This is a genomic window from Pseudomonas sp. LAM2023 (assembly GCF_016620375.1).
GTDB classification, from domain to species: Bacteria; Pseudomonadota; Gammaproteobacteria; order Pseudomonadales; family Pseudomonadaceae; genus Aquipseudomonas; species Aquipseudomonas anuradhapurensis.
The window spans coordinates 591,547-613,149 of record NZ_JAENHV010000009.1 but is presented as its reverse complement, the minus strand read 5'-3'; the positions used below and the strand labels follow the sequence as shown (position 1 = coordinate 613,149).

18 protein-coding genes are annotated in these 21,603 nt (G+C 63.8%); 8 read left to right on the top strand and 10 right to left on the bottom strand.

Annotated features, from left to right (window positions below):
• The first annotated feature begins 2 nt into the window (after positions 1-2).
• Together JKP78_RS02795 and JKP78_RS02790 are read left to right on the top strand one after the other, a co-directional pair.
• Positions 3-1,745 (top strand): autotransporter assembly complex protein TamA, encoded by a 1,743-nt coding sequence (locus tag JKP78_RS02795; RefSeq protein ID WP_200626022.1) that lies wholly within the window; start codon positions 3-5, stop codon positions 1,743-1,745.
• On the top strand, positions 1,742-5,416 hold the full coding sequence (locus JKP78_RS02790) for a translocation/assembly module TamB domain-containing protein (RefSeq protein ID WP_186684930.1): 3,675 nt from the start codon (positions 1,742-1,744) through the stop codon (positions 5,414-5,416). The genes JKP78_RS02795 and JKP78_RS02790 overlap by 4 nt, the downstream gene beginning before the upstream one ends.
• Positions 5,417-5,435: 19 nt before the next feature.
• On the opposite strand, the gene JKP78_RS02785 is transcribed toward JKP78_RS02790, so the two are convergent.
• The 4 genes from JKP78_RS02785 to JKP78_RS02770 form a co-directional block, all read right to left on the bottom strand.
• Complete coding sequence (locus JKP78_RS02785; protein ID WP_200626021.1) at positions 5,436-5,990, bottom strand: DUF2589 domain-containing protein; 555 nt, start codon at positions 5,988-5,990, stop codon at positions 5,436-5,438.
• Positions 5,991-6,057: 67 nt separating this feature from the next.
• Positions 6,058-6,738, bottom strand: a complete 681-nt coding sequence (locus JKP78_RS02780) for a DUF2589 domain-containing protein (protein ID WP_200626020.1) — start codon at positions 6,736-6,738, stop codon at positions 6,058-6,060.
• A gap of 63 nt (positions 6,739-6,801) precedes the next feature.
• The gene (locus tag JKP78_RS02775; RefSeq protein WP_186684933.1) at positions 6,802-7,182 is read right to left on the bottom strand and encodes a Mor transcription activator family protein; all 381 of its coding nucleotides are present in this window, start codon (positions 7,180-7,182) and stop codon (positions 6,802-6,804) included.
• Positions 7,183-7,432: 250 nt separating this feature from the next.
• Entirely contained in the window at positions 7,433-7,891 is a 459-nt protein-coding gene (locus tag JKP78_RS02770; RefSeq protein WP_200626019.1) for a hypothetical protein, read from the bottom strand.
• Positions 7,892-8,043: 152 nt separating this feature from the next.
• Here JKP78_RS02770 and JKP78_RS02765 point away from each other — a divergent pair, with 152 nt between their 5' ends.
• On the top strand, positions 8,044-8,232 hold the full coding sequence (locus tag JKP78_RS02765) for a hypothetical protein (RefSeq protein ID WP_003248064.1): 189 nt from the start codon (positions 8,044-8,046) through the stop codon (positions 8,230-8,232).
• Between the two features lie 36 nt (positions 8,233-8,268).
• On the opposite strand, the gene JKP78_RS02760 is transcribed toward JKP78_RS02765, so the two are convergent.
• Positions 8,269-8,643, bottom strand: a complete 375-nt coding sequence (locus tag JKP78_RS02760) for a fe2+ zn2+ uptake regulation protein (RefSeq protein ID WP_186684935.1) — start codon at positions 8,641-8,643, stop codon at positions 8,269-8,271.
• Between the two features lie 194 nt (positions 8,644-8,837).
• Between JKP78_RS02760 and pvdQ the strand changes: the two genes are divergently transcribed.
• Complete coding sequence (gene pvdQ, locus JKP78_RS02755; protein ID WP_442793958.1) at positions 8,838-11,150, top strand: bifunctional acylase PvdQ; 2,313 nt, start codon at positions 8,838-8,840, stop codon at positions 11,148-11,150.
• 98 nt (positions 11,151-11,248) lie between these two features.
• Here pvdQ and lpxH read toward each other — a convergent pair whose 3' ends face one another.
• On the bottom strand, positions 11,249-11,971 hold the full coding sequence (lpxH, locus tag JKP78_RS02750) for a UDP-2,3-diacylglucosamine diphosphatase (protein ID WP_200626018.1): 723 nt from the start codon (positions 11,969-11,971) through the stop codon (positions 11,249-11,251).
• Positions 11,968-12,468, bottom strand: coding sequence for a peptidylprolyl isomerase (locus JKP78_RS02745; protein ID WP_200626017.1), 501 nt, complete (start codon positions 12,466-12,468; stop codon positions 11,968-11,970). Before JKP78_RS02745 ends, lpxH begins: the two co-directional genes overlap by 4 nt.
• A gap of 249 nt (positions 12,469-12,717) precedes the next feature.
• On the opposite strand from JKP78_RS02745, the gene JKP78_RS02740 reads away from it, so the two are divergent.
• Together JKP78_RS02740 and cysS are read left to right on the top strand one after the other, a co-directional pair.
• A complete protein-coding gene (locus JKP78_RS02740; protein ID WP_186684939.1) occupies positions 12,718-14,421 on the top strand; it encodes a glutamine--tRNA ligase/YqeY domain fusion protein in 1,704 nt (567 codons plus the stop codon).
• Positions 14,422-14,430: 9 nt separating this feature from the next.
• Positions 14,431-15,813 carry a cysteine--tRNA ligase gene (gene cysS / locus JKP78_RS02735; protein ID WP_186684941.1) on the top strand — a complete coding sequence of 461 codons (1,383 nt, stop codon included), beginning with the start codon at positions 14,431-14,433 and terminating at the stop codon, positions 15,811-15,813.
• 136 nt (positions 15,814-15,949) lie between these two features.
• Here cysS and JKP78_RS02730 read toward each other — a convergent pair whose 3' ends face one another.
• From JKP78_RS02730 to csiR, 3 genes are all read right to left on the bottom strand, one after another.
• A complete protein-coding gene (locus JKP78_RS02730) occupies positions 15,950-17,341 on the bottom strand; it encodes a sensor histidine kinase (RefSeq protein ID WP_186684944.1) in 1,392 nt (463 codons plus the stop codon).
• Positions 17,319-17,999, bottom strand: a complete 681-nt coding sequence (locus tag JKP78_RS02725; RefSeq protein WP_170029697.1) for a response regulator transcription factor — start codon at positions 17,997-17,999, stop codon at positions 17,319-17,321. Before JKP78_RS02725 ends, JKP78_RS02730 begins: the two co-directional genes overlap by 23 nt.
• Before the next feature lie 248 nt (positions 18,000-18,247).
• Complete coding sequence (gene csiR / locus JKP78_RS02720) at positions 18,248-18,943, bottom strand: DNA-binding transcriptional regulator CsiR (protein WP_170029698.1); 696 nt, start codon at positions 18,941-18,943, stop codon at positions 18,248-18,250.
• Between the two features lie 196 nt (positions 18,944-19,139).
• Here csiR and glaH point away from each other — a divergent pair, with 196 nt between their 5' ends.
• Positions 19,140-20,117: a glutarate dioxygenase GlaH gene (glaH, locus tag JKP78_RS02715; RefSeq protein WP_170029699.1), complete on the top strand. Its 978-nt coding sequence runs from the start codon at positions 19,140-19,142 to the stop codon at positions 20,115-20,117.
• Between the two features lie 114 nt (positions 20,118-20,231).
• A complete protein-coding gene (gene lhgO / locus JKP78_RS02710; protein WP_200626016.1) occupies positions 20,232-21,482 on the top strand; it encodes an L-2-hydroxyglutarate oxidase in 1,251 nt (416 codons plus the stop codon).
• Positions 21,483-21,603 lie beyond the last annotated feature (121 nt).

Here is a 21,603-nt window from a genome sequence, read left to right as displayed (position 1 = left end):
GCATGACGTATTCAGGAAGATTGACCTGGGGCCTGGTTATCTGGGCCGCCAGTTTCGCAGCATGGGGCCAGAGCGAGTTGCTGGTGAAGGTAAAACCGGCCAACAAAGCGCTCAAGGCCAATGTCGAAGGCTACATCGGTACCCTTGGCGACCGCGATGAAGAAGCGCTGCTGCGTTTCAGTCGCGGCGCCCAGGAGCAGGCGCGCAAAGCCGCACAGGCACTTGGCTACTATCAGGCCCAGATCGATACCGAGGTCAAGCCTGCCGGCGCGGCTGACCGTTCCCCGCAACTGATCATCAGCATCGACCCGGGCGAGCCGATTCGCCTGCGCAACGTGACCGTGCGCATCGAAGGCCCGGCCAGCGAGCTGAAGGCTTTTCGCGTGCCCGACAGCAAGGCGCTACGGGCAGGGGAACAACTCAACCATGGCCATTACGAAGATGCCAAACGGCTGATCCAAAACCAGGCGTCGCGCTATGGCTTCTTCAGTGGGCGCTTCAGCCGCCAGCGCCTGGCGGTCGACCCCCAGGCTGGCGTGGCCGACATCGAACTGGTCTACCAGAGCGGCCCACGCTACCGCCTGGGCGCCGTCACCTTTGGCGGCGACACCCCGCTGGACGATGACCTGCTGCAGCGCATGGTCTCGTTCAAGCCAGGTACACCCTACGACTCCGAGCTGGTCGCCGAACTGAACAACGACCTGCAGTCGAGCGGCTACTTCGAAGGTGTGCGGGTGGATGCGGCGCCCACCGCGGCCGTCGGAGAGGAAGTCCCGGTGGATGTCCACCTGCAGACACGCAAACCGCGCACCCTGGGCCTGGGCCTGGGTTTCTCGACCGACGTTGGCCCTCGTGGCAAGGCCAACTGGACCCGCCACTGGGTCAACCCGCAAGGCCACAGCTATGGCTGGGAAACCGAACTGTCGGCCCCTCGGCAGAACGTCGGCCTGTGGTACGACATCCCGCTCGACCCGCCGCTGACCGACAAGCTGCGCTTTGCCGGCGGCTACCAGAACGAGGAAATCGCCGGCACCGATACGCTCAGTAAACTGCTGACGGTCGGCCCCGAGTGGCACAGCAAGCTGCCCAGCGGCTGGCAGCGGGTAATCTCGCTCAAATACCAGCGCGAGGAGTATCGCCTGGGCGACGATTCCGGGTTGAGCAACCTGCTGATGCCGGGCGTGAGCTTTTCCTTCTTGCGCAGTGACAACCGCATCGACCCGCACAACGGCTACCGCCTGCAGTTCGATGTGCAGGCCGCCAAGGAAGGGTTGGTTTCGGATACCAACCTGCTGCATGGCAACGTGCTGCTCAAGGGCCTGACCACCCTTGGTCACAACCACCGGCTGCTCGGCCGGGTGCAGTTCGGGGGCAGTGCAACCAATGGTTTCAAGAACAACGTGCCGCCGTCACTACGCTTTTTCGCCGGTGGCGACCAGAGCGTGCGCGGCTACGACTACCAGACCCTGTCGCCTAAAAACAGCGACGGCGACCGCATTGGTGGGCGCTACCTGGTAGCCGGCAGCGTCGAGTACCAGTATTCGCTGACCGAAAAGTGGCGCCTGGCGACCTTCGTCGACCAGGGCAACTCGTTCAACGACCTTGAGCTGCCGAGCCTGAAGACCGGCGTCGGCTTTGGTGTGCGCTGGGTATCGCCGGTCGGGCCGTTGCGCCTGGACCTGGCCAGGGCGCTGGATGACGACGGCGGCATTCGCCTGCACTTTTCCATGGGGCCCGAGCTGTGAAACGTGTAATTAAGTATCTGCTTATCGGCCTGCTCGGGGTAATTGCGAGCCTGGGCATTGCAGTGGGCCTGCTGTTGGGGACCGAGGCTGGCAGCCGCTGGGTGCTGGGCCAGGTGCCAGGGCTTGAAGTGACTGACTTCCAGGGCCGTCTGGCCGGTCGCTGGCAAGCCAGCCAGTTGGTCTGGGCCGACGGTGACAGCAAGGTCGAAGTGCAGGCAGCGTTGCTGGCCTGGTCGCCTGCCTGCCTGCTGCGAGCCACCTTGTGCATCGGCCAGTTGCAGGCACAACGCATTGACATGGCCTTTGCACCCGGTGCCGAGCCGGCCGAGAGCGGCCCGCTGCAGTTGCCGGCCTTGCGCTTGCCGGTGGCTGTCGAGTTGGGGGAAGTCAAGGTTGGCCAGTTGCGCCTGGACGGCAGCGACCTGCTTGGCGACGTGCAACTGGCAGCGCACTGGACCAGCAGCGGGATGCGCATCGACAGCCTGCAGCTGCAGCGCGACGAGCTGCAGTTGAAGCTGCAGGGTAACCTGCAGCCCGAGGGTGACTGGCCGGTGCAACTCCAGGCACAGGTGCAGCTGCCTGCGCTAGACGGCAAGCCCTGGCAGCTGGCGTTGAGCGCCAGCGGCGGTTTGCAGAGCACCTTGGCGCTCACCGGTAGCAGCAGCGGTTACCTCGACGCCACATTGAACGGCCAACTGCAGGCGCTGGCCGAGCATCTGCCGGCAACCTTGCAGATTCGCTCCGAGGCATTCAAGCCAGCCGGTGCGCTACCCGACACCTTGCAGTTCAACCAGCTCAGCCTCGATGCCAAGGGCAACCTGCTCACGGGTTACAAGGTGTCGGGCTCTGCCAGCCTGCCCGCCGAGCAGTCGCCAGTGGCCTTGCTGTTGTCTGGCGTGGTCGACAGCAAAGGGGCCAGGCTGGATGCTCTGGACCTGAGCGCCAGCGACAGCCAGCGCGTCAAGCTGCAGGCCAGCGCCGACTGGCAGCAGGGCCTGGTCAGCGACGCGCAACTGGACTGGCAGGACTTCCCGTGGCTGCGCCTGTACCCGCTGGAAACGCCGCCTCAGGTCACGCTCAAGCGCTTCAGTGCCCAGGTGCATTACCGCGATGGCAATTACCAAGGTACTTTCAATGGCGACCTGGACGGCCCGGCCGGGCCGTTCAGCCTGGCCAGCCCGTTCCAAGGGGACCTGAGCCAGGTCAAGCTGCCGCAGTTGGCGCTTAGCGCCGGGCAAGGCAAGGCTGAAGGCAGCGTCGCCGTGGGTTTTGCCGAGCACCTGGCATGGGACGTTGCCCTGCAGCTTTCGGCGCTCGACCCAGCTTATTGGCTGGCCGAGCTGCCAGGCGCCTTGGCCGGGCCGCTGCGCAGCAAGGGCGAGCTCAAAGGTGATGCGCTGAGCCTGGAGGCTCAGCTTGACCTGAAGGGCCGTCTGCGCGGCCAGCCGGCAGTGCTCAAGGTCGACGCCCAAGGGGCAGGGGAGCGTTGGACGCTGGCCGCCTTGGCCGTGCAACTGGGTGATAACCGGATCAATGGCAGTGGCAGCCTGCAGCAGCGCCTGGCCGGGCGGATTGACCTCGACCTGCCGCGGCTGGGCCAGTTGTGGCCAAGGCTGCAGGGCCAGGTCAAGGGCCGGCTGGACGTCGCCGGTACCTTGCAGGCCCCGCAAGGTACCCTGGCCGTGCAAGGCCAACGGTTGGCCCTGGCCGACAACCGCCTGCAGCAGCTGGGCCTGGATGCCCGCCTGGACAACGCCCAGCGCGGCGTGGTCGCGCTCAAGGCCAGCGGCATCCACCTGGGTGACACGGCATTGGGTGACCTGCAGGCCAACGGCAAGGGCGACATTCGCCAGCAAGCCCTGACCGTGGCGCTGGACGGCCCGCAACTGAAGCTCGACCTGGGCCTGGATGGCCAGCTGAACAAGGGCGACTGGCGTGGGCGCCTGGCCAGCGGGCGGGTCCAGGCCGGTGGCCAGGACTGGCAGTTGCAGGCACCGGCGCGCCTGCAGCGGCTGGCCAGCGGCCAGCTGGACTTCGGCGCCCATTGCTGGCGCTCCGGCCAGGCCAGCCTGTGCGGCGACGATCAGCGCCTGGCCCCCGAGCCACGCTTGCGCTACCACCTCAAGCGGTTCCCGCTGGACAGCCTGGCCCAGTGGTTACCGAAAGACTTCGCCTGGCAGGGCCTGCTCAACGCCGACATCAATCTGGATATTCCGGCCAGCGGCCCCAAGGGCAGCATCGTCGTCGACGCCAGTGGCGGTACCCTGCGCGTGCGTGACAAGGAGCGCTGGGTCGATTTCCCCTACCAGGCCCTGCGCCTGGACAGCACGCTGGCGCCGCGGCGTATCGATACCCGCCTGGTGTTCCGTGGCCAGCGCCTGGGTGAGCTGAACGTCAATACCCGCCTCGACCCGCTGGGCAGGAGCAAGCCGTTGTCAGGGAATTTCCACCTGGCCGGTGTCGATCTGTCAGTGGCGCGGCCGTTCCTGCCGATGGTCGAGCGCCTGGCCGGGCAGCTCAATGGCAGCGGGCGGCTGTCGGGCACCCTGTTGGCGCCGCAGGTCAACGGCAACCTGATGCTGCGCGGCGGCGAGGTCAGTGGTGCCGAATTGCCGGTCAGCTTCGAGAACCTGTCGTTGCAGGCGTTGATAGCCGGTGAGCAGGTACAGCTCGAAGGTGACTGGCGCAGTGGCGAGGCGGGGCGTGGCCAGTTGCGTGGCAACCTCACCTGGGGCCAGGCACTGGGCATGGACCTGCGCCTGCAAGGCCAGCAGTTGCCGGTTACCGTGGAACCCTATGCAACGCTGGAGGTCGCCCCGGACCTCACCCTGCGCCTGATCGACGACAAGCTGGCGGTTACCGGCAAGGTTCAGGTACCCAAAGGCACGATCACCGTGCGTGAGCTGCCGCCGTCCACGGTCAAAGTGTCGGATGACACGGTGATCGTCGGCCACCAGACCGAGGAGGGCACAGCGCCCATGGCGATGGCCATGGACATCGACGTCGAAGTGGGGCGCGAAAAGCTGTCGTTCAGCGGCTTTGGGCTGAAGGCCAACCTGCTCGGCCATGTACACATCGGCGACAACCTTGATACCCGTGGCGAACTGAGCCTGGCCGATGGCCGCTACCGTGCCTATGGCCAGCGCCTGACCATTCGCCGCGCGCGGCTACTGTTTGCCGGGCCGATCGACCAGCCGTACCTGGACATCGAAGCAATCCGCAAGGTTGACGACGTGATCGCCGGTATCCGCCTCACCGGCAGTGCAGAGCAACCCACTACCAAGGTGTTCTCGGAGCCGGCCATGAGCCAGGAACAGGCATTGTCATACCTGGTGCTGGGACGGCCACTGGGCGCTTCCGGCGAAGACAGCAACATGCTTGCCGAGGCGGCTTTGGGCCTGGGCCTGGCCGGTAGCGCCGGCATCACCGGCAGCCTGGCTTCGAGTTTGGGGATCGATGATTTCCAGCTGGACACGGAAGGTTCCGGCACCACCACCAGCGTGGTCGCCAGCGGCAATCTCACCGAGAAGCTGAGCCTGCGCTATGGGGTAGGGGTATTCGAGCCCGCCAACACCATTGCGTTGCGCTACAAGCTGAGCAAGAAGGTCTACCTCGAAGCTGCCAGTGGGCTGGCCAGTTCCCTGGACATCTTCTACAAGCGCGACTTCTGAGCCGCGCAAGGGGCGGCGGTCAACGGACGGTGGCCGCCTCGATGAACTCGTTGGTATCGGGCGAGGGTGGCGGACTGGGGGCACGTACCGGAATGATCAGGTTGGTGTACTGCTCGATCAGCCGGCTGAGTGCTTCAGGTGGTTCGCTGGCCTGGAACTGCATGCGGATCTGCACTTCGTCGGGGTCACGGCTTTCGCCTTGACGGCTCTGGCCACCGATCGTGACCTTGAAGCTCGCCGCATTGTGTTCGCCAGCGGTCAGCAGTGCCTGTTGGGCTTCGGTGCCTTTGACCCGGACCGACAGGTCGACCTGCATACGCTCCAGGGCCAGGCCCTTGGGCGAGACCAGCGCGAACAGCGGCACGCGCATGATGTGCTGGCCGTCCATGGCTACCTCGACCATCTTGGCTTTCATGGGCGCGCCCAAGGTTTCGGTGTCGCAATCGAAGAACTGGTCGAACAGGTTGATGTACTGCTGCGCGATAAGGCTATTGGTAGCGCTGGCGGCTTCTTGCAGGCCACGGGTAATTTCACGCAGGTCAATGGAAGTCATCGGGGCGGGAACTTTGCTCACTCACTTGGCTCCTCTGGGCAGGTAGTTCCCCCACCACACGGATGGGGGAGGTGCGGGTTTCTGTGGCTCAAGGAGCTGCGGCTCCAGCACCAGCACCAGCACCAGCACCAGCACCGGCTCCAGCGCTGATGCCCTTGTTATTTAGCGTGTCGGCCTTCGAGATTGCCTCGGGGCTTTCCAGTTTTGCCGAGTTGACGACGGTCGGTTTGGTGGCGGCGTCGGTAAGGAAGTCGATTACCCGCATCAGCGCTTCTGGTGGTTCCTGGCGCTTGATGGTGGTGTTGAAGGCATAGCGGGCGCGGGTATCGGTCTTGCGGGTTTGCGTGGACTTGTGGCTGATGCTGCCTTTCATGTTCAGTCGGAACGGACCCCAGCCCAGCGAGGCGGCCATCGTGCCGCTCTTTTCGCTGCTGGAAGTGTCTTCAGCCGACTGCTGGATGGTCAGTTCGAATTCGACCTTGCCTTCTTCGATGGCAATGTTCGGGTGGGTGATGGCCGCCAGCAGCGGCACTTTCATGGTCTTGCTGACCACGCCCTTGTATTCACCTTGTTCGTCGACGATGGTTTCGTCGTAGTCGAACTGGATGGCGACCGCCTTGCCGTCCTGTATGCAGACTTGCATCAGGAAGTCGGCGTATGACTTGCTTGCGGTGACCTGGGCCTGGACCATCGCTTGCAGCGGGCCGGCAATCATGCGATCCATCGGCAAGGAGTTGATCACGGATCCAATGAGGCTGTTATCTATCATGACTGGTCTCTCTTTCTGGTTGGGTGTGACAAGCGATCGTTAGCGACCGGCCACGGGGGGGCCTCAGCGAGCGCACGCTTCCTGGCGACGAATGTTGCCGATCTGGCGCAGGCTGAGGCCGTATTTGTTGGCCAGCAGGCTGCGTGACAAGCCGCTGGCGCTTTCTTTCTGGATTTGCTGGTTGCGCAACTGGCGCAGGAAGTGGTCAGCCTTGGGGATCTCCAGGGCGACCCCGGCAAAGCGCTTGATCAGTGCATCAAGCGCGTCGGCCGGCAGCACATCGGCGAGCTTGGTGCGTTCGCGGTGCTTGGGGATGTACTTCGGCCTGCCGCCGTAGGCACAGGTGAGCTGGTAGGCGTTGTCGATGCCGATGCAGTCGATCAGTGCCTGCAACGAATGGGGCAATTGGCTGATATCGATGTGGCTCAAGTCTGGCAATTCCATGTGGCGCTCCTTGGGGATGGATGGGATTACTACCCGATCACCAGCGGCGTTATGTCGACGGTGTGGCTGAATTCTCGGCGACGGACAAAGCCGGTCGCTAGGCGACATAGGGGTTGGGACTTGTAGCCTCGGAGAACAGGTATTGCAGGCAGCGATATCCGGCGCTGTAGGAGATGGCTTCAACAACTGGCTGCAGCGGGTGGCTTCCCATCGAGCCTCATCCAGTCCTGCCTGTTGGGTCTGGTAACCCTCACTCGCACGGATAGCTGCTCAGCAGGCTGGCGCCACGCAGGTACGCCTCGGGGCTGTGAAGCATGCCTTGTGGCAGCGTGCGCCAATCGACCAGCAAGCACAGCGCATGCAGCGGCTGGCCATTGCGCTGGCCGATGACCTGGTCGGCAAAGTGGCGTCGGTACAGCGCCTGGGTGTACTGCAGCGCCTGTACCTGGTCTGCCCGGCCCAGGGTTTGCCGGGCCAGCTCGGGCAGCAATGCCGGCGCTACGGTGAAATGCAGCGAATCACCGTTTGCCTGCAGGTAGCCGGCCTGGCGCACGCGTTGCCAGAGTTGCTGCCACTGGCTGGACCCAGCCTGGGCGGCCAGGTTGCGGCCCAGGTCGAGCAATTGCCCGGTCGAGGCCTCGTGGGTGTCCAATGCATGAAGGGAAAGGGGGGTCAAAAGCAGCGATGCGAACAGCAGGGGTTTGTACATGGTGCCTCCGGCGGCGACAGCTTGGGAGCGCCATGCTTGCAGGCCGCCGCCGCCTCACCCAGCAGGAAATGCAGCGCCGGGGCCGGTGGCCGTTGTATGATTGCCGCGGCTCGTTGCGAGCCATTTGCCCCAGATGTTGCAAGGAACCTTCGATGACACATGTGCAGCGCCTCAAATACTCCCTTCTGATCATCCTGGTCGTACTGGGCCTGATGCTGGGCCTGTCCCACTTGCAGAAGCAGGGTACGATCAGTGAGCAGACCTTCCAGATGCTGGCGATTGCGATTGCCGTGGTGGTCGTGGTCATCAACGGCATCTTGCGGCGCAAGGTCAAGCCCTGACCGGTGCGGGCCGGCCAACTGTGGCCGGCCGTGCCCTCAACGCGAAGGCGTTTGCTCCAGCACGGCACGCGCCTGTGGGTCGAGGCTGTAGCACTTGTCGCTGCCCAGTTGGATGACGCCCTCGGCGCATAGCCGCTTGAGGACTTCGCGCACGCTGAGGAACGACAGCGGGATATCCAGTTGCTGCAGTTGCGCATGCACGCCGCGCACGCCAATGCTGCGGCCGTTACGCTGGGCGACGTGCAAGGCGTCGATCACCTTGAGGCGGATCAGGCTGGTGCGCAGGCCGAAGGTGCGCAACAACGCGCGGATCTGTTCGTTGCCGGTACGTTCGTCGGCCACGGCGTCCTGTCCCTGGGGCGCCTTGTCCGGGCGGTGGCCAGCCTGGATCGAGGATTGCGGGTTGTACATGTGAATGCTCCTTTTCGTCGACGAACCCGAAATATGGGTGCCTCAATGACTAGGACGAATGAGAAGACAAAAACTGCAGCCCATTCGCAAAAAAATGCCGGTTTTTGTTCAAGACGTTTCATCCGCCGCTCACAGGTAAAATTTTCATCTGGCCATTCGTCTGCACGGGATGACCCCGAATTCGAGGAATGCCCGTGTTTCCATTTTCCCGTCCCATGACTTGCGCTGGCCTGGCCATCGCTCTGGTAGCCTTCAATGCAGGCGCAGCGGCGCAGTCCGCCGCAGTCGATGCCAGCGCGCAGATTCGCCGCACCAGCTACGGCGTGCCGCATATCGTGGCCAAGGACGAGCGCGGCCTGGGCTACGGTATCGGCTATGCCTATGCCCAGGACAATCTGTGCCTGCTAGGTAACGAGGTGCTGACCGTCAGCGGCGAACGGTCCCGATATTTCGGTGCCAACGGCAAGACTCTGGAGCAGCGCGACAACCTGGCGAGTGACCTGTTCTTCACCTGGCTCAACAGCCCCTCGGCCATCAACGCGTTCTTGCAGGCGCAACCGGCCTCGGTCCAGGCGCTGTTGGCGGGTTATGCCAGTGGCTACAACCGGGCCCTGGCCGAGCGCCGTGGCCAAGGGTTGCCCGCCGAGTGCGGCAATGGCGAGTGGCTGCGCCCGATCAGTAGCGAAGACCTGGTCAAGCTGACCCGCCGGCTGTTGGCCGAAGGGGGTGTCGGGCAGTTCGTCGAAGCCCTGGTGGGTGCGCAACCGCCCAGTCTGGCCAACCGGCAGGCCGCTAGCGGCTATGCCTCGGCCCTGGCCCGGCAGGAACGTTTTGCCCTGGAGCGCGGTAGCAATGCGGTGGCCTTGGGAGCCCGGCGTTCGGCCAATGGTCGCGGCCTGTTGCTGGCCAACCCGCACTTCCCGTGGATGGGCGGCATGCGCTTCTACCAGATGCAGTTGACCATCCCCGGCAAGCTCGATGTGATGGGGGCAGCATTGCCGGGGCTACCTGTGGTCAATATCGGTTTCAACCAGCACCTGGCCTGGACGCACACTGTCGATACGTCGCAGCACTTTACCCTCTACCGCCTGCAACTCGATCCCAAGGACCCGACCCGCTACCTGCTCGATGGCAAGTCGCTGCCGCTGGTCCGGCAGACCATCAGCGTTGCAGTCAAGGCCGAGGATGGCAGCCTGAGCCAGGTACAACGCCAGGTCTACAGTTCGCGTTTCGGCCCGGTGGTGCAATGGCCCGGGCGCCTGGACTGGGACAGCCGCACGGCCTACAGCTTGCGTGATGCCAACCTGGAGAACACCCGGGTATTGCAGCAGTGGTACCAGATCAACCGCGCCGACAGCGTGGCGGCGCTGCAGCGGGCGGTCGAACGGTTGCAGGGCATTCCTTGGGTCAACACGCTGGCGGTCGACCAGGGCGGCCAGGCCTTGTACTTGAACCAGTCGGTGGTGCCCTATGTCGATCAGCCGTTGCTGGACACCTGCAGCAGTTCGCAGGCCGAGGGTCGCCTGGTAGTGCTGGATGGCTCGCGCAGTGCGTGTGCGTGGAAAGTGGATGCGCAGGCGGCACAGCCGGGGATCTTCCCGGCACGCCTGCTGCCGAGCCTGCAGCGCACGGATTTCGTGCAGAACTCCAATGACCCGGCCTGGATGACCAACCCGGCGCAGCCGCTGACCGGCTACTCGCCGCTGGTAAGCCGCAGTGACCAGCCGCTGGGCATGCGCGGCCGTTTTGCCCTGCAACGCCTGCAGGGCAAGGCCCGCTTGGCGATCGACGATTTGCAACGCATGGTCACCGACGATGAGGTCTACCTGGCCATCCTGGTGCTGCCAGACCTGCTGCAATGGTGCCAGGGCGCCGCTGCCGAGGTACAGGCCGTATGCAGCAGCCTGGCGACCTGGAACGGCAAGGCCGACCTCGACAGTGGCATTGGCCTGGTGCACTTCAACAACCTGTTCGAGGCATTGGCCGAGCACCCGGAAAGCTGGCGGGTGGCCTTCGACCCGGCCGACCCACAGCACACCCCGCGTGGCCTGGCGGTCGAGCAGGCAGCGGTGCGCAAACGGCTGCACCAGGCGGCGCTGGCGTCGCTCAGGCAGGTGAATGAGAGTGGTGTGGCAGGGCAGGTGCGCTGGGGCCAGGTACAGCAGGCAGTCGATGGCACCCCGGTGCCGGGCGGCCCGCAAGCGTTGGGCGTGTACAACGCGATCCACAGCGTGCCGCACGGGCAGGGCAAGCGGCTGGTGGTCAGTGGTACCAGCTACCTGCAACTGGTCAGCTTTACCGACAAGGGGCCGGAGGCGCGCGGGTTGCTGGCGTTCTCGCAGTCCAGCGAAGCCGGTTCGGCACACTTCGGCGACCAGACCAAGGCCTTCTCGGCCAAGCAACTGCTGCCATTACCGTTTACCGAGGCACAAATCCAGGCCGACCCCGAATACCGGCAGTATGTGATCAGCGAGGGGGACAAGGGCGCGCTGGCCAGCCAGCCTTGAGGCGCTCGCACAGGCACTGCACCATGACCGCAAGCGGTGCAGTCCCTGTGCGGGCGGATTTACTCGCGAAGCGGCCAGTATTTGCCAGCGCTACAGCGTCAGGAAAACTCGAACGGCGCCAGCTGAAAGCCTTGCTCGTCAACCTGCAACACCCAGCCCCGGCGGTCCCAGTCACCCAGCACGATGCGCCGTGCCGGTTGCCCATCGACCACCAGTTTGTGGATTGCCGGCCGGTGGGTATGGCCATGCACCAGCGTGCGCACGCCATGCACGGCCATCACCTGCGGCACTTCCTCCGGGGTGACATCGACGATATCGGTGGCCTTCATCCGCGTTTGCGTGCGGCTTTCGCTGCGCAGCTTGCGCGCCAGCTTGTAGCGCGCCGCCAGCGGCAGGTGACGCAGGATCCACAGGCTCAGCGGGTTGCGCAGCAAGCGGCGCATCTTCATGTAGCCCAGGTCGCGGGTGCACAAGGTGTCGCCATGCATCAGCAACACCGGTTCGCCGCCGAGTTCGATGACGCTGGGATCGGCCAGCAACGTGCAACCTGCGGCGACACAGAAGGCCTGGCCAATCAGGAAATCACGGTTGCCATGCATCAGGTAGATGGCCGTACCGCTGTCGCTCAAGCGGCGCATGGCCTGGCAGATCGACTGCTGGAACGGCGTCATGGCATCGTCGCCGATCCACGCTTCGAAGAAGTCGCCGAGAATATACAAGGCCTCGGCGTGGCGGGCACGGCCATCGAGCAAATCCAGAAACGCCCGGGTGATATCCGGGCGTTCTTCTTGCAGGTGCAGATCGGAGATCAGCAGGATCACTCAATGATCTCGGCTTTCTCGATGATCACGTCGTCTTTTGGCACGTCCTGGTGGCCAGCCCTGGAACCGGTCGCGACCTTCTCGATGGCATCGACGATTTCACGGCCTTCGATCACTTCGCCGAACACCGCGTAGCCCCAGCCCTGCACGTTCTTGCCGCTGTGGTTGAGGAAGTCGTTGTCGGCGGCGTTGATGAAGAACTGCGCCGAGGCGGAGTGCGGCTCCATGGTACGGGCCATGGCGATGCTGTACTTCTTGTTCTTCAGGCCGTTGTCGGCTTCGTTCTGGATGCTGGCGCGGGTTTTCTTCTGGCTCATGCCAGGCTCGAAGCCACCGCCCTGGATCATGAAGCCCTTGATCACGCGGTGGAACACGGTGCCGTTGTAGTGGCCATCCTTGACGTACTGAACGAAGTTTTCGGTAGTCAGCGGCGCTTTTTCGGCGTCCAGTTGCAGGACGATGTCGCCGTGGTTGGTGCTCAGTTTGACTTTGGACATGCTGAAACTCGCTCTTTCAAGGCAATCGGGAATTAGGGTGCGCAGGGCGCGGGGTTACCACCTGACGCAGGATCAGGCGGTCGCGACACATGGCGCGCACTGGCCATTTTGCCAGGCTGCGGCAAAAAGCCGTGATAAATCACGCCTGTTTGTCCGGGCCCGACTGTCAGCAGCTTGACTGCTTCGGCTATGATATGCCCTTTGATTCAATCGGCCTACCCAGGCCGGCCACGTGCATTCAAGGATCCTATGAGCAAGCCCACTGCCGACAACGCGCCCAACGCCGCTGCCAAAGGCGCCCCCGCTGTCCCTGCGAACTTCCTGCGGCCGATCATCCAGGCCGACCTGGACTCGGGCAAGCACAGCCGTATCGTCACCCGTTTCCCGCCGGAGCCCAATGGTTACCTGCACATCGGCCACGCCAAGTCGATCTGCGTGAACTTCGGCCTGGCCAAGGAGTTCGGGGGCGTCTGTCACCTGCGTTTCGACGATACCAACCCGGCCAAGGAAGACCAGGAATACATCGACGCCATCCAGAGCGATGTCAAGTGGCTGGGTTTCGAGTGGGCCGGCGATGTGCGCTACGCCTCGGATTACTTCGACCAGTTGCACGACTGGGCGGTCGAGCTGATCAAGCGCGGCAAGGCCTACGTCTGCGACCTTACCCCCGAGCAGGCCAAGGAATACCGCGGCAGCCTCAAGGAGCCAGGCAAGAACAGCCCGTTCCGCGAGCGCAGCGTGGAGGAGAACCTTGACCTGTTCGCCCGCATGAAGGCCGGTGAGTTCAAGGACGGCGAGCGCGTGCTGCGGGCCAAGATCGACATGGCGTCGCCGAACATGAACCTGCGCGACCCGATCCTGTACCGCATCCGCCATGCCCACCACCACCAGACCGGTGACAAGTGGTGCATCTACCCCAACTACGACTTTACCCACGGCCAGTCGGACGCCATCGAGGGCATCACCCACTCGATCTGCACCCTGGAATTCGAAGGGCATCGTCCGCTGTACGACTGGTTCCTCGACAACCTGCCGGTGCCGGCCCACCCGCGCCAGTATGAGTTCAGCCGCCTGAACCTGAACTACACCATCACTTCCAAGCGCAAGCTCAAGCAGCTGGTCGACGAAAAGCACGTCGAAGCCTGGGACGACCCACGCATGTCGACCCTGTCCGGTTTCCGTCGCCGTGGCTACACCCCGGCCTCGATCCGCAACTTCTGCGAAATGATCGGCACCAACCGCTCCGACGGCGTGGTCGACATGTCGATGCTGGAGTTCAGTATCCGTGACGACCTGGACCGTACTGCACCACGCGCCATGTGCGTGCTGCGCCCGCTGAAGGTGGTCATCACCAACTACCCGCAAGGCCAGGTCGAGCAGCTCGAGCTGCCGCGCCACCCGAAGGAAGACATGGGCGTACGCGTGCTGCCGTTCTCCCGCGAGCTGTACATCGACCGCGACGACTTCATGGAAGAGCCGCCGAAGGGCTACAAGCGCCTGGAACCGGCCGGCGAAGTGCGCCTGCGCGGCAGCTACGTGATCCGCGCCGACGAGGCCATCAAGGATGCCGACGGCAACATCGTCGAGCTGCGCTGCTCGTACGACCCGGACACCCTGGGCAAGAACCCTGAAGGGCGCAAGGTCAAGGGCGTGATCCACTGGGTGCCGGCCGAGGGCAGCGTCGAGTGCGAAGTGCGCCTGTACGACCGCCTGTTCCGCTCGCCGAACCCGGAAAAGACCGAGGAGGGCGGCAGCTTCCTGGACAACATCAACCCGGATTCGCTGCAGGTGCTGCGCGGCTGCCGTGCCGAGCCATCGCTGGCCCAGGCCCAGCCCGAGGACCGCTTCCAGTTCGAGCGCGAAGGCTACTTCTGCGCCGACCTGAAAGACAGCCAGCCGGGCCGCCCGGTGTTCAACCGCACTGTCACCCTGCGTGACTCCTGGGGCAGCTGAGGAACCGCCGTGCTTACCATCTACAACACCCTGAGCAAAGCCAAGGAAGTCTTCAAGCCGCTGGATGGCAACAAGGTGCGCATGTACGTGTGCGGCATGACCGTGTACGACTACTGCCACCTGGGCCATGGCCGCAGCATGGTGGCCTTCGACCTGGTCACGCGCTGGCTGCGCAAGAGCGGCTACGAGCTGACCTACGTGCGCAACATCACCGACATCGATGACAAGATCATCAACCGGGCCAACGAGAACGGCGAGACCTTCGACGCCCTGACCGCGCGCATGATCGACGCGATGCACGAAGACGAGCGGCGCCTGAACATCCTGCCGCCGGACCAGGAACCGCGTGCCACCGACCATATCGCCGGCATGCACGCGATGATCCAGACCCTGATCGACAAGGGCTACGCCTACGCCCCGGGCAATGGCGACGTGTACTACCGTGTCGGCAAGTTCGTCGGCTACGGCAAGCTGTCGCGCAAGAAAATCGAAGACCTGCGTATCGGTGCGCGCATCGAAGTTGATGAAGCCAAGCAGGACCCGCTGGATTTCGTCCTGTGGAAAGGCGCCAAGCCGGGCGAGCCGAGCTGGGAATCGCCATGGGGGCCGGGGCGTCCGGGCTGGCACATCGAGTGCTCGGTGATGTCGACCTGCTGCCTGGGCGAAAGCTTCGACATTCACGGCGGTGGCAGCGACCTGGAGTTCCCGCACCACGAGAACGAGATCGCCCAGAGCGAGGCGGCCACCGGCAAGCAGTACGCCAACGCCTGGATGCACTGCGGCATGATCCGTATCAACGGCGAGAAGATGTCCAAGTCGTTGAACAACTTCTTCACCATCCGCGACGTGCTCGAAAAGTACCACCCGGAAGTGGTGCGTTACCTGCTGGTGGCCAGCCACTACCGCAGCGCGATCAACTACTCGGAAGACAGCCTGCGCGATGCCAAGGGTGCCCTGGAGCGCTTCTACCACGCCTTGCGTGGCCTGCCGCGGGTTGCAGCCAAGGGCGGCGAAGCGTTTGTCGAGCGTTTCAGCGTGGCGATGAACGACGACTTCGGCACCCCCGAAGCCTGCGCCGTGCTGTTCGACCTGGTGCGCGAGATCAACCGCCTGCGCGACAGCGACCCGGATGCGGCTGCCGGCCTGGCGGGTCGCCTGCGCGAGCTCGGTGACGTGCTGGGTGTGCTGCAGCTGGAAGCCGATGACTTCCTGCGTGCCGGTGCCGAAGGCAAGGTCGATGCTGCTGCGGTCGAGGGCTTGATCCAGGCGCGCCTGCAGGCGCGTGCGGACAAGAACTGGGCCGAATCCGACCGTATTCGCGACCAGCTGACCGCCATGGGGGTTGTGCTGGAGGACAGCAAGGGTAGTACTACCTGGCGTCTGGCTGACTGATCCGTACAGACGGGGCCGCTTTGCGGCCCATCGCGACACGAGGCCGCTCCTACAGGAGTAGCGCAGCATCGGATGCTTGCGTCGCCCCTGTAGGAGCGGCCTTGTGTCGCGATGGGCTGCAGAGCAGCCCCATTGTCTACTTGCCTGACGCGGCCAGCGGGCAATCCAGAACCAGCCTGGCCCCACCCAACTCGCTTGCCCCCACTTCCAGCCCGAACCCGTGCAGGTCGACGATCGCCGCAACGATCGACAGCCCCAGCCCGAACCCCGCATGGCGATGGCCTTCTTCGCTGCGATAGAAGCGCTTCAGTACCGCAGCCCGTTCTTCTTCGGGAATACCCGGCCCGCTGTCCTCGATGGCCAGCTGCAGGCCATTGTCGTCCTGCGTGGCGCTGATCCGCACCTGGCCACCCTCCGGGGTGAACTTGATAGCATTGCCCACCAGGTTAGCCAAGGCTTCGAACAACAGCTCGCGGTCACCATGCAGTGCCGGCAGTTCTGCGGGCTGCTGCAATTCCAGGCGAATACCGCCATCCTCGGCCAACGGCAGGTAGAAGTCATGCAGCTCCACCAGCAACGCGTGTGGGTCCAGCTGGACGAAACCGGCGCGCCGTTGGCGGTCTTCCAGTTCGCTGATGCGCAACAGCCCGCGAAAACGCGCCATCAAGGTGTCGGTTTCGCCGATGGCCTGGTCCAGCGCCTCGGCCTGGGTGGAGTCGCTGTCGCTCTGCTGGCGAATGCGGTACAGCTGGGCGCGCAGGCGCGTGAGTGGGGTGCGCAGGTCGTGGGCGATGTTGTCGCACACACCCTTGACCTCGTGCATCAATCGCTCGATGCGGTCGAGCATGGCATTGACGATGGCTGCCAGCATGTCCAGTTCGTCACGCCGGGCCGACAACGGCAGGCGGTGGGTGAGGTCGCCGGCGACGATCAGCTCGGCCTGGGCCTGGATCGCACGGATGCGCTTGAGCGGCCTGCGGCGCAGCAGGTACCAGCCGGCAAAGCCTGGGATCAGGGTCAGCGAGATACCCCAGAGCAGTGCATGCAGGATGATCCGGGTAACCACGAACAGCGAGCCGTTGTCACGCACCAGCACCAGCCAGCGGCCGTCCTGCACCTTGATCGCCACGGCATCACAACTGTCACGCGGCATGTGCGGGTCGTCGGCGTCCAGGCAGCGCTTGAGTTCATGAACCTTGCCATCGAGCCGCAACTCCGGCGGAAGCGCGCGAATGCGCCCGCCAATCGGGTTGAGCTGGCTGTCGAACAGGCCATAGGCATCGAAGCTGCGCTCTTCCAGGGCCTGGCTGGCGACCAGGGCATCATCCAGCTGCTTGCCGCTCATGTGGGCGAACAGGTGCTGGCGCTGCAGCATGGAATGACGGGTGAGTTTGTTCAGGTAGCTGGACACCTCGAAGTACAGCACCCCCATGAGGATGCTGCTCCAGGCCACGAACAGAAAGCTGTACAGCGCCAGCAGGCGGCTGGTCGAGGAGCTCCAGCCTTTAGACGGGTTCAGCAATGGCATAGCCGGAGCCCCGTACCGTACGGATCAGCGGCGACTGGCCGGGTGAGTCGATCTTCTTGCGCAGGCGGCCAATGTGCACGTCGATCAGGTTGGTACCCGGGTCGAAGTGGTAGCCCCAGACTTCTTCGAAAATCATCATGCGGGTGATCACCTGGCCGCTGTGGCGCATGAGGTATTCCAGCAGCTTGTACTCGGTGGGCAGCAGGTTGAGCGTCTGATCGCCGCGCCGGGCCTCGTGGCTGATCAGGTCCAGTTGCAGGTCGGCTACCTGCAGGCGGGTCTGGGTGACCGGCACGCTGTTGCGGCGCAGCAGGACCTCGACCCGTGCAGCCATCTCATCGGAGGCGAACGGTTTGGTCAGGTAGTCGTCACCACCGGCACGCAGGCCGCGCACTCGCTCGTCGACATCCGACAGGGCACTGATCATCAGGATCGGCGTGGTGATCTTGAGGTTGCGCAGGGTCGTGACGATGGTCAGCCCGTCGACCTCGGGCAGCATGCGGTCGAGGGTGATCAGGTCGTAGCCGCCGGCAATGGCTTTGGAAAGGCCTTCACGGCCATTGTCGGCCCAATCCACTTCCAGGCCGTGGCTGGTAAGTTCGGCGACGATTTCCTGGCCGGTGACGGCGTCGTCTTCGATGGTCAGTACGCGAGGCATGCTGGTTTCCGGGCATCTGATGGAGAGTTGATTGTGCCAAAGAATAGCCAACCGGCGATTTAAGAAAAATTCATCTGGCCACCCGACCGGCCGACACCCCCTTGTAGGAGCGGCCTTGTGTCGCGAAAGGGCTGCGCAGCAGCCCCCGGCAATTTGTGCATTTGCACTGAAATCCTGGGGCTGCTGCGCAGCCCTTTCGCGACACAAGGCCGCTCCTACACGGGACCGCGCAGGCCAGGGCAAAGCGGTCAGCGTGCGCCGATGCCTTCGGCATGCATGATCTGGGCAATGATCGGCACCGGGGTCATCAGGTGCGAACGCATCATGGCGCTGGCACGCTTGGCGTCCCGGGCGAGAAGCGCTTCGACCAGTGCCGCATGTTCCTGGCGCTTGAGTTCCAGGGCCTGCTCGGAAAACACCGTCTGGGTCAGCCACAGGTGCCGGTAGCGCTCGGCCTGGTCGAACAGGTAGGTGCGCGCCTGTAGCAGATGCCGGGAGCCGCAACCCGACGCGATCGCGGTGTGGAATGCCTTGTGCCGTTCATCCCAGACATCCAGGCGCTGCTCGCGGGTTTTCACCTCCATCACCTTGGCCAGGGTATGCGAGTGGGCCAATACCGACGCTTCCCAGGCATCGTCGCCGCGCTCGATGGCCAGGGTGATGATCATCGCCTCCAGGTTGGCGCGGGCATCGTAGATGTCGTTCATCTCCTCCAGCGACATGGGTGCCACGCGGTAGCCCTTCTGGCTGATCGCGTTGACCAGGTGCTCGGCCACCAGTTGCGACAGCGCTTCGCGCAACGGGCCGACGCCCAGGTCGTAGCGTTCCTTCAGGGTGCTCATCAACAGCTTTTCCCCGGGCTTGAAGACGCCGCGGATGATGTCCTTCTTGAGCCTCTCATACCCGCTGAATGCTGAGTTTTGTCGGGGGGCGAGCGCTTCCAAGGTCCTGTTTCCTCAAACCGTTTTGCCGATCATACCGAAAGCGCCGGCTGGCGAAAAACAATGGACAAACAAGCAAAACATCGCTGAAAAATAAAAATGTAGACATTTTGTGTTTGTGGCGATATTTTTCTCTCGCCCGCACTGATCCAGGTCATGACCGGACGGCGCCATTCACTTTCTTTGCCAGGACCTTGCCATGAACGCATTTACGCAGATCGACGAACTTGTGATGCCACTGCCGCTCGAACCGCATGGTTACACCATCGCCCCTTCGAAGCAGTCGCCGCGCCTGCTGGAGATCACCTTTGCCCGCGAAACGGTCGAAGCGTTCGTCCAGGCCGTTGCCCAGTGGCCGGTGCAGGCGCTGGAGTACAAGTCGTTCCTGCGTTTTCGGGTGGGTGAGATCCTCGACCAGCTGTGCCAAGGCACCCTGCGCCCGGTGCTGCTCAACACCATCCTCAACCGCGCCAGCGGTGGCATGCTGATCACCCCGGTCGGGCTGGATGACGTGAGCCAGGCCGAAGACATGGTCAAGTTCACCACCGCCTGTGCGCACCTGATCGGGCGCAGCAACTACGACGCCATGAGCGGGCAGTTCTATGCCCGCTTCGTGGTGGTCAATACCGACAACTCCGACAGCTACCTGCGCCAGCCGCACAGGGTCATGGAGCTGCACAACGACGGCACCTTCGTCAACCAGATCACCGACTACGTGCTGATGCTGAAAATCGACGAAAAGAACATGGAAGGCGGCAACTCGCTGCTGCTGCACCTGGACGACTGGGAGCAGTGCGACGAGTTCTTCCGCCACCCACTGGCCCGTCGCGAGATGCGCTGGACCGCACCACCGAGCAAGAAGGTGTCCGAGGATGTGTTCCACGCGGTATTCGACACTGATGCTGAAGGCCGCCCGACCATGCGCTACATTGACCAGTTCGTGCAGCCGGAAAACTTTGAGGAAGGCATCTGGCTGAACGCCTTGTCCGAATCGCTGGAAGGCAGCGCGAAGAAGCTTTCGGTACCGGTGGGCGTGGGCAGCTTCCTGCTGATCAACAACCTGTTCTGGCTGCATGGCCGCGATCGTTTCACGCCACACGAAGGCCTGCGCCGCGAGCTGATGCGCCAGCGCGGTTACCTTGCCTTCCCCAAACCGCTGTACCAGCGCGGGCAATAATGACAGGGCGTGGGGCGGGCGCCCGCCCATGCGTCCATGTAGCAAACGATGCCACCAGGGCCCCTGCGGGCCTTGGTGAGCCAGCCAGGCAATGACTGCGTGTGAGGTAAGGCTGTGTACGATTTCATCATCATCGGCGGTGGCATTGTGGGCATGTCCACGGCCATGCACCTGATCAAGGTCTACCCGGATGCGAAGATTCTCCTGCTGGAGAAAGAGTCCGGCCCGGCCCGCCACCAGACCGGCCACAACAGCGGCGTGATCCACGCCGGCGTCTATTACACCCCGGGTAGTCTCAAGGCGCGCTTCTGCCTGGAAGGCAACAAGGCCACCAAGGCCTTCTGCACCGAGCACGGCATCCGCTTCGACGAGTGCGGCAAGCTGCTGGTAGCCACCAACGAACTGGAAATGCAGCGCATGAAGGCGCTGTGGGAGCGCACCGCGGCCAATGGCCTGGAACGCTATTGGCTAACGGCGTCCGAGCTGCGCGAGCGCGAGCCGAACATCGTGGGCATGGGCGGCATCTTCGTGCCCTCCAGCGGCATCGTCAATTACGCCCAGGTGACGGCGGCAATGGGCGCTGAGTTCCAGCGTGCCGGTGGCGAAATCCGTTATGGCGCCGAGGTGGTCGGCTTGCAGGAACTGGCCAGTGAAGTGATCGTGCGTACGCATGGCGACGAGCTGCGCAGCCGTTTCCTGGTGACCTGTTCGGGCCTGATGGCCGACCGCGTGGTGAGCATGCTGGGCCTGCGCACCGACTTCGTCATCTGCCCGTTCCGCGGTGAGTACTACCTGCTGCCCAAGCAGCACAACCAGATCGTCAACCACCTGATCTACCCGATTCCCGACCCGTCCATGCCGTTCCTCGGCGTGCACCTGACGCGCATGATCGACGGCACCGTCACCGTCGGCCCCAACGCCGTGCTGGCGATGAAGCGCGAGGGCTATCGCAAGACCGACATCAGCCCTGGCGACCTGTTCCAGACCCTGACCACCCCGGGCATTCTCAAGGTACTGGCGAAGAACTTCCGCCCGGGCCTGATCGAGATGAAGAACTCGCTGTTCAAGGGCGGCTACCTCAAGCAGGTGCAGAAGTACTGCCCGAGCATCACCAAGGCCGACCTTACGCCTTACCCGGCCGGCGTGCGTGCCCAGGCCGTGTCGCGTGACGGCAAGCTGATCGACGACTTCCTGTTCGTCAACACTGCGCGCAGCGTCAACGTCTGCAATGCGCCGTCGCCAGCTGCCACGTCGGCCATTCCGATCGGTGCCTACATCGTCGAGAAGGTCTGTGAGCAAGTCAGCCGGCAAGGCAGCGCTGCGCCCAAGGCCGACCTGGCGCCGCGCCGGCGGGCAGCCGGCTGAAGCACCCGTAGCACCTCCTGCGGTTTCGTTTACTCAACCCGTACTGCCCTACTCACCATCTAGGGCAGGGCGGGCTTTTTCGCGCCTGCGTCGGTGACGTGCAAGCCGACGGCCCCTGCGT

Excerpts from the sequence above, each read along its gene's own strand:
- JKP78_RS02730 (WP_186684944.1), bottom strand. The coding sequence starts at position 17,341 with ATGCCATTGCTGAACCCGTCTAAAGGCTGGAGCTCCTCGACCAGCCGC.
- glaH (WP_170029699.1), top strand. The coding sequence starts at position 19,140 with ATGAACGCATTTACGCAGATCGACGAACTTGTGATGCCACTGCCGCTC.
- JKP78_RS02745 (WP_200626017.1), bottom strand. The coding sequence starts at position 12,468 with ATGTCCAAAGTCAAACTGAGCACCAACCACGGCGACATCGTCCTGCAA.
- JKP78_RS02770 (WP_200626019.1), bottom strand. The coding sequence starts at position 7,891 with ATGTACAAACCCCTGCTGTTCGCATCGCTGCTTTTGACCCCCCTTTCC.
- JKP78_RS02765 (WP_003248064.1), top strand. The coding sequence starts at position 8,044 with ATGACACATGTGCAGCGCCTCAAATACTCCCTTCTGATCATCCTGGTC.
- JKP78_RS02740 (WP_186684939.1), top strand. The coding sequence starts at position 12,718 with ATGAGCAAGCCCACTGCCGACAACGCGCCCAACGCCGCTGCCAAAGGC.
- JKP78_RS02775 (WP_186684933.1), bottom strand. The coding sequence starts at position 7,182 with ATGGAATTGCCAGACTTGAGCCACATCGATATCAGCCAATTGCCCCAT.
- JKP78_RS02725 (WP_170029697.1), bottom strand. The coding sequence starts at position 17,999 with ATGCCTCGCGTACTGACCATCGAAGACGACGCCGTCACCGGCCAGGAA.
- JKP78_RS02760 (WP_186684935.1), bottom strand. The coding sequence starts at position 8,643 with ATGTACAACCCGCAATCCTCGATCCAGGCTGGCCACCGCCCGGACAAG.
- JKP78_RS02795 (WP_200626022.1), top strand. The coding sequence starts at position 3 with ATGACGTATTCAGGAAGATTGACCTGGGGCCTGGTTATCTGGGCCGCC.
- JKP78_RS02780 (WP_200626020.1), bottom strand. The coding sequence starts at position 6,738 with ATGATAGATAACAGCCTCATTGGATCCGTGATCAACTCCTTGCCGATG.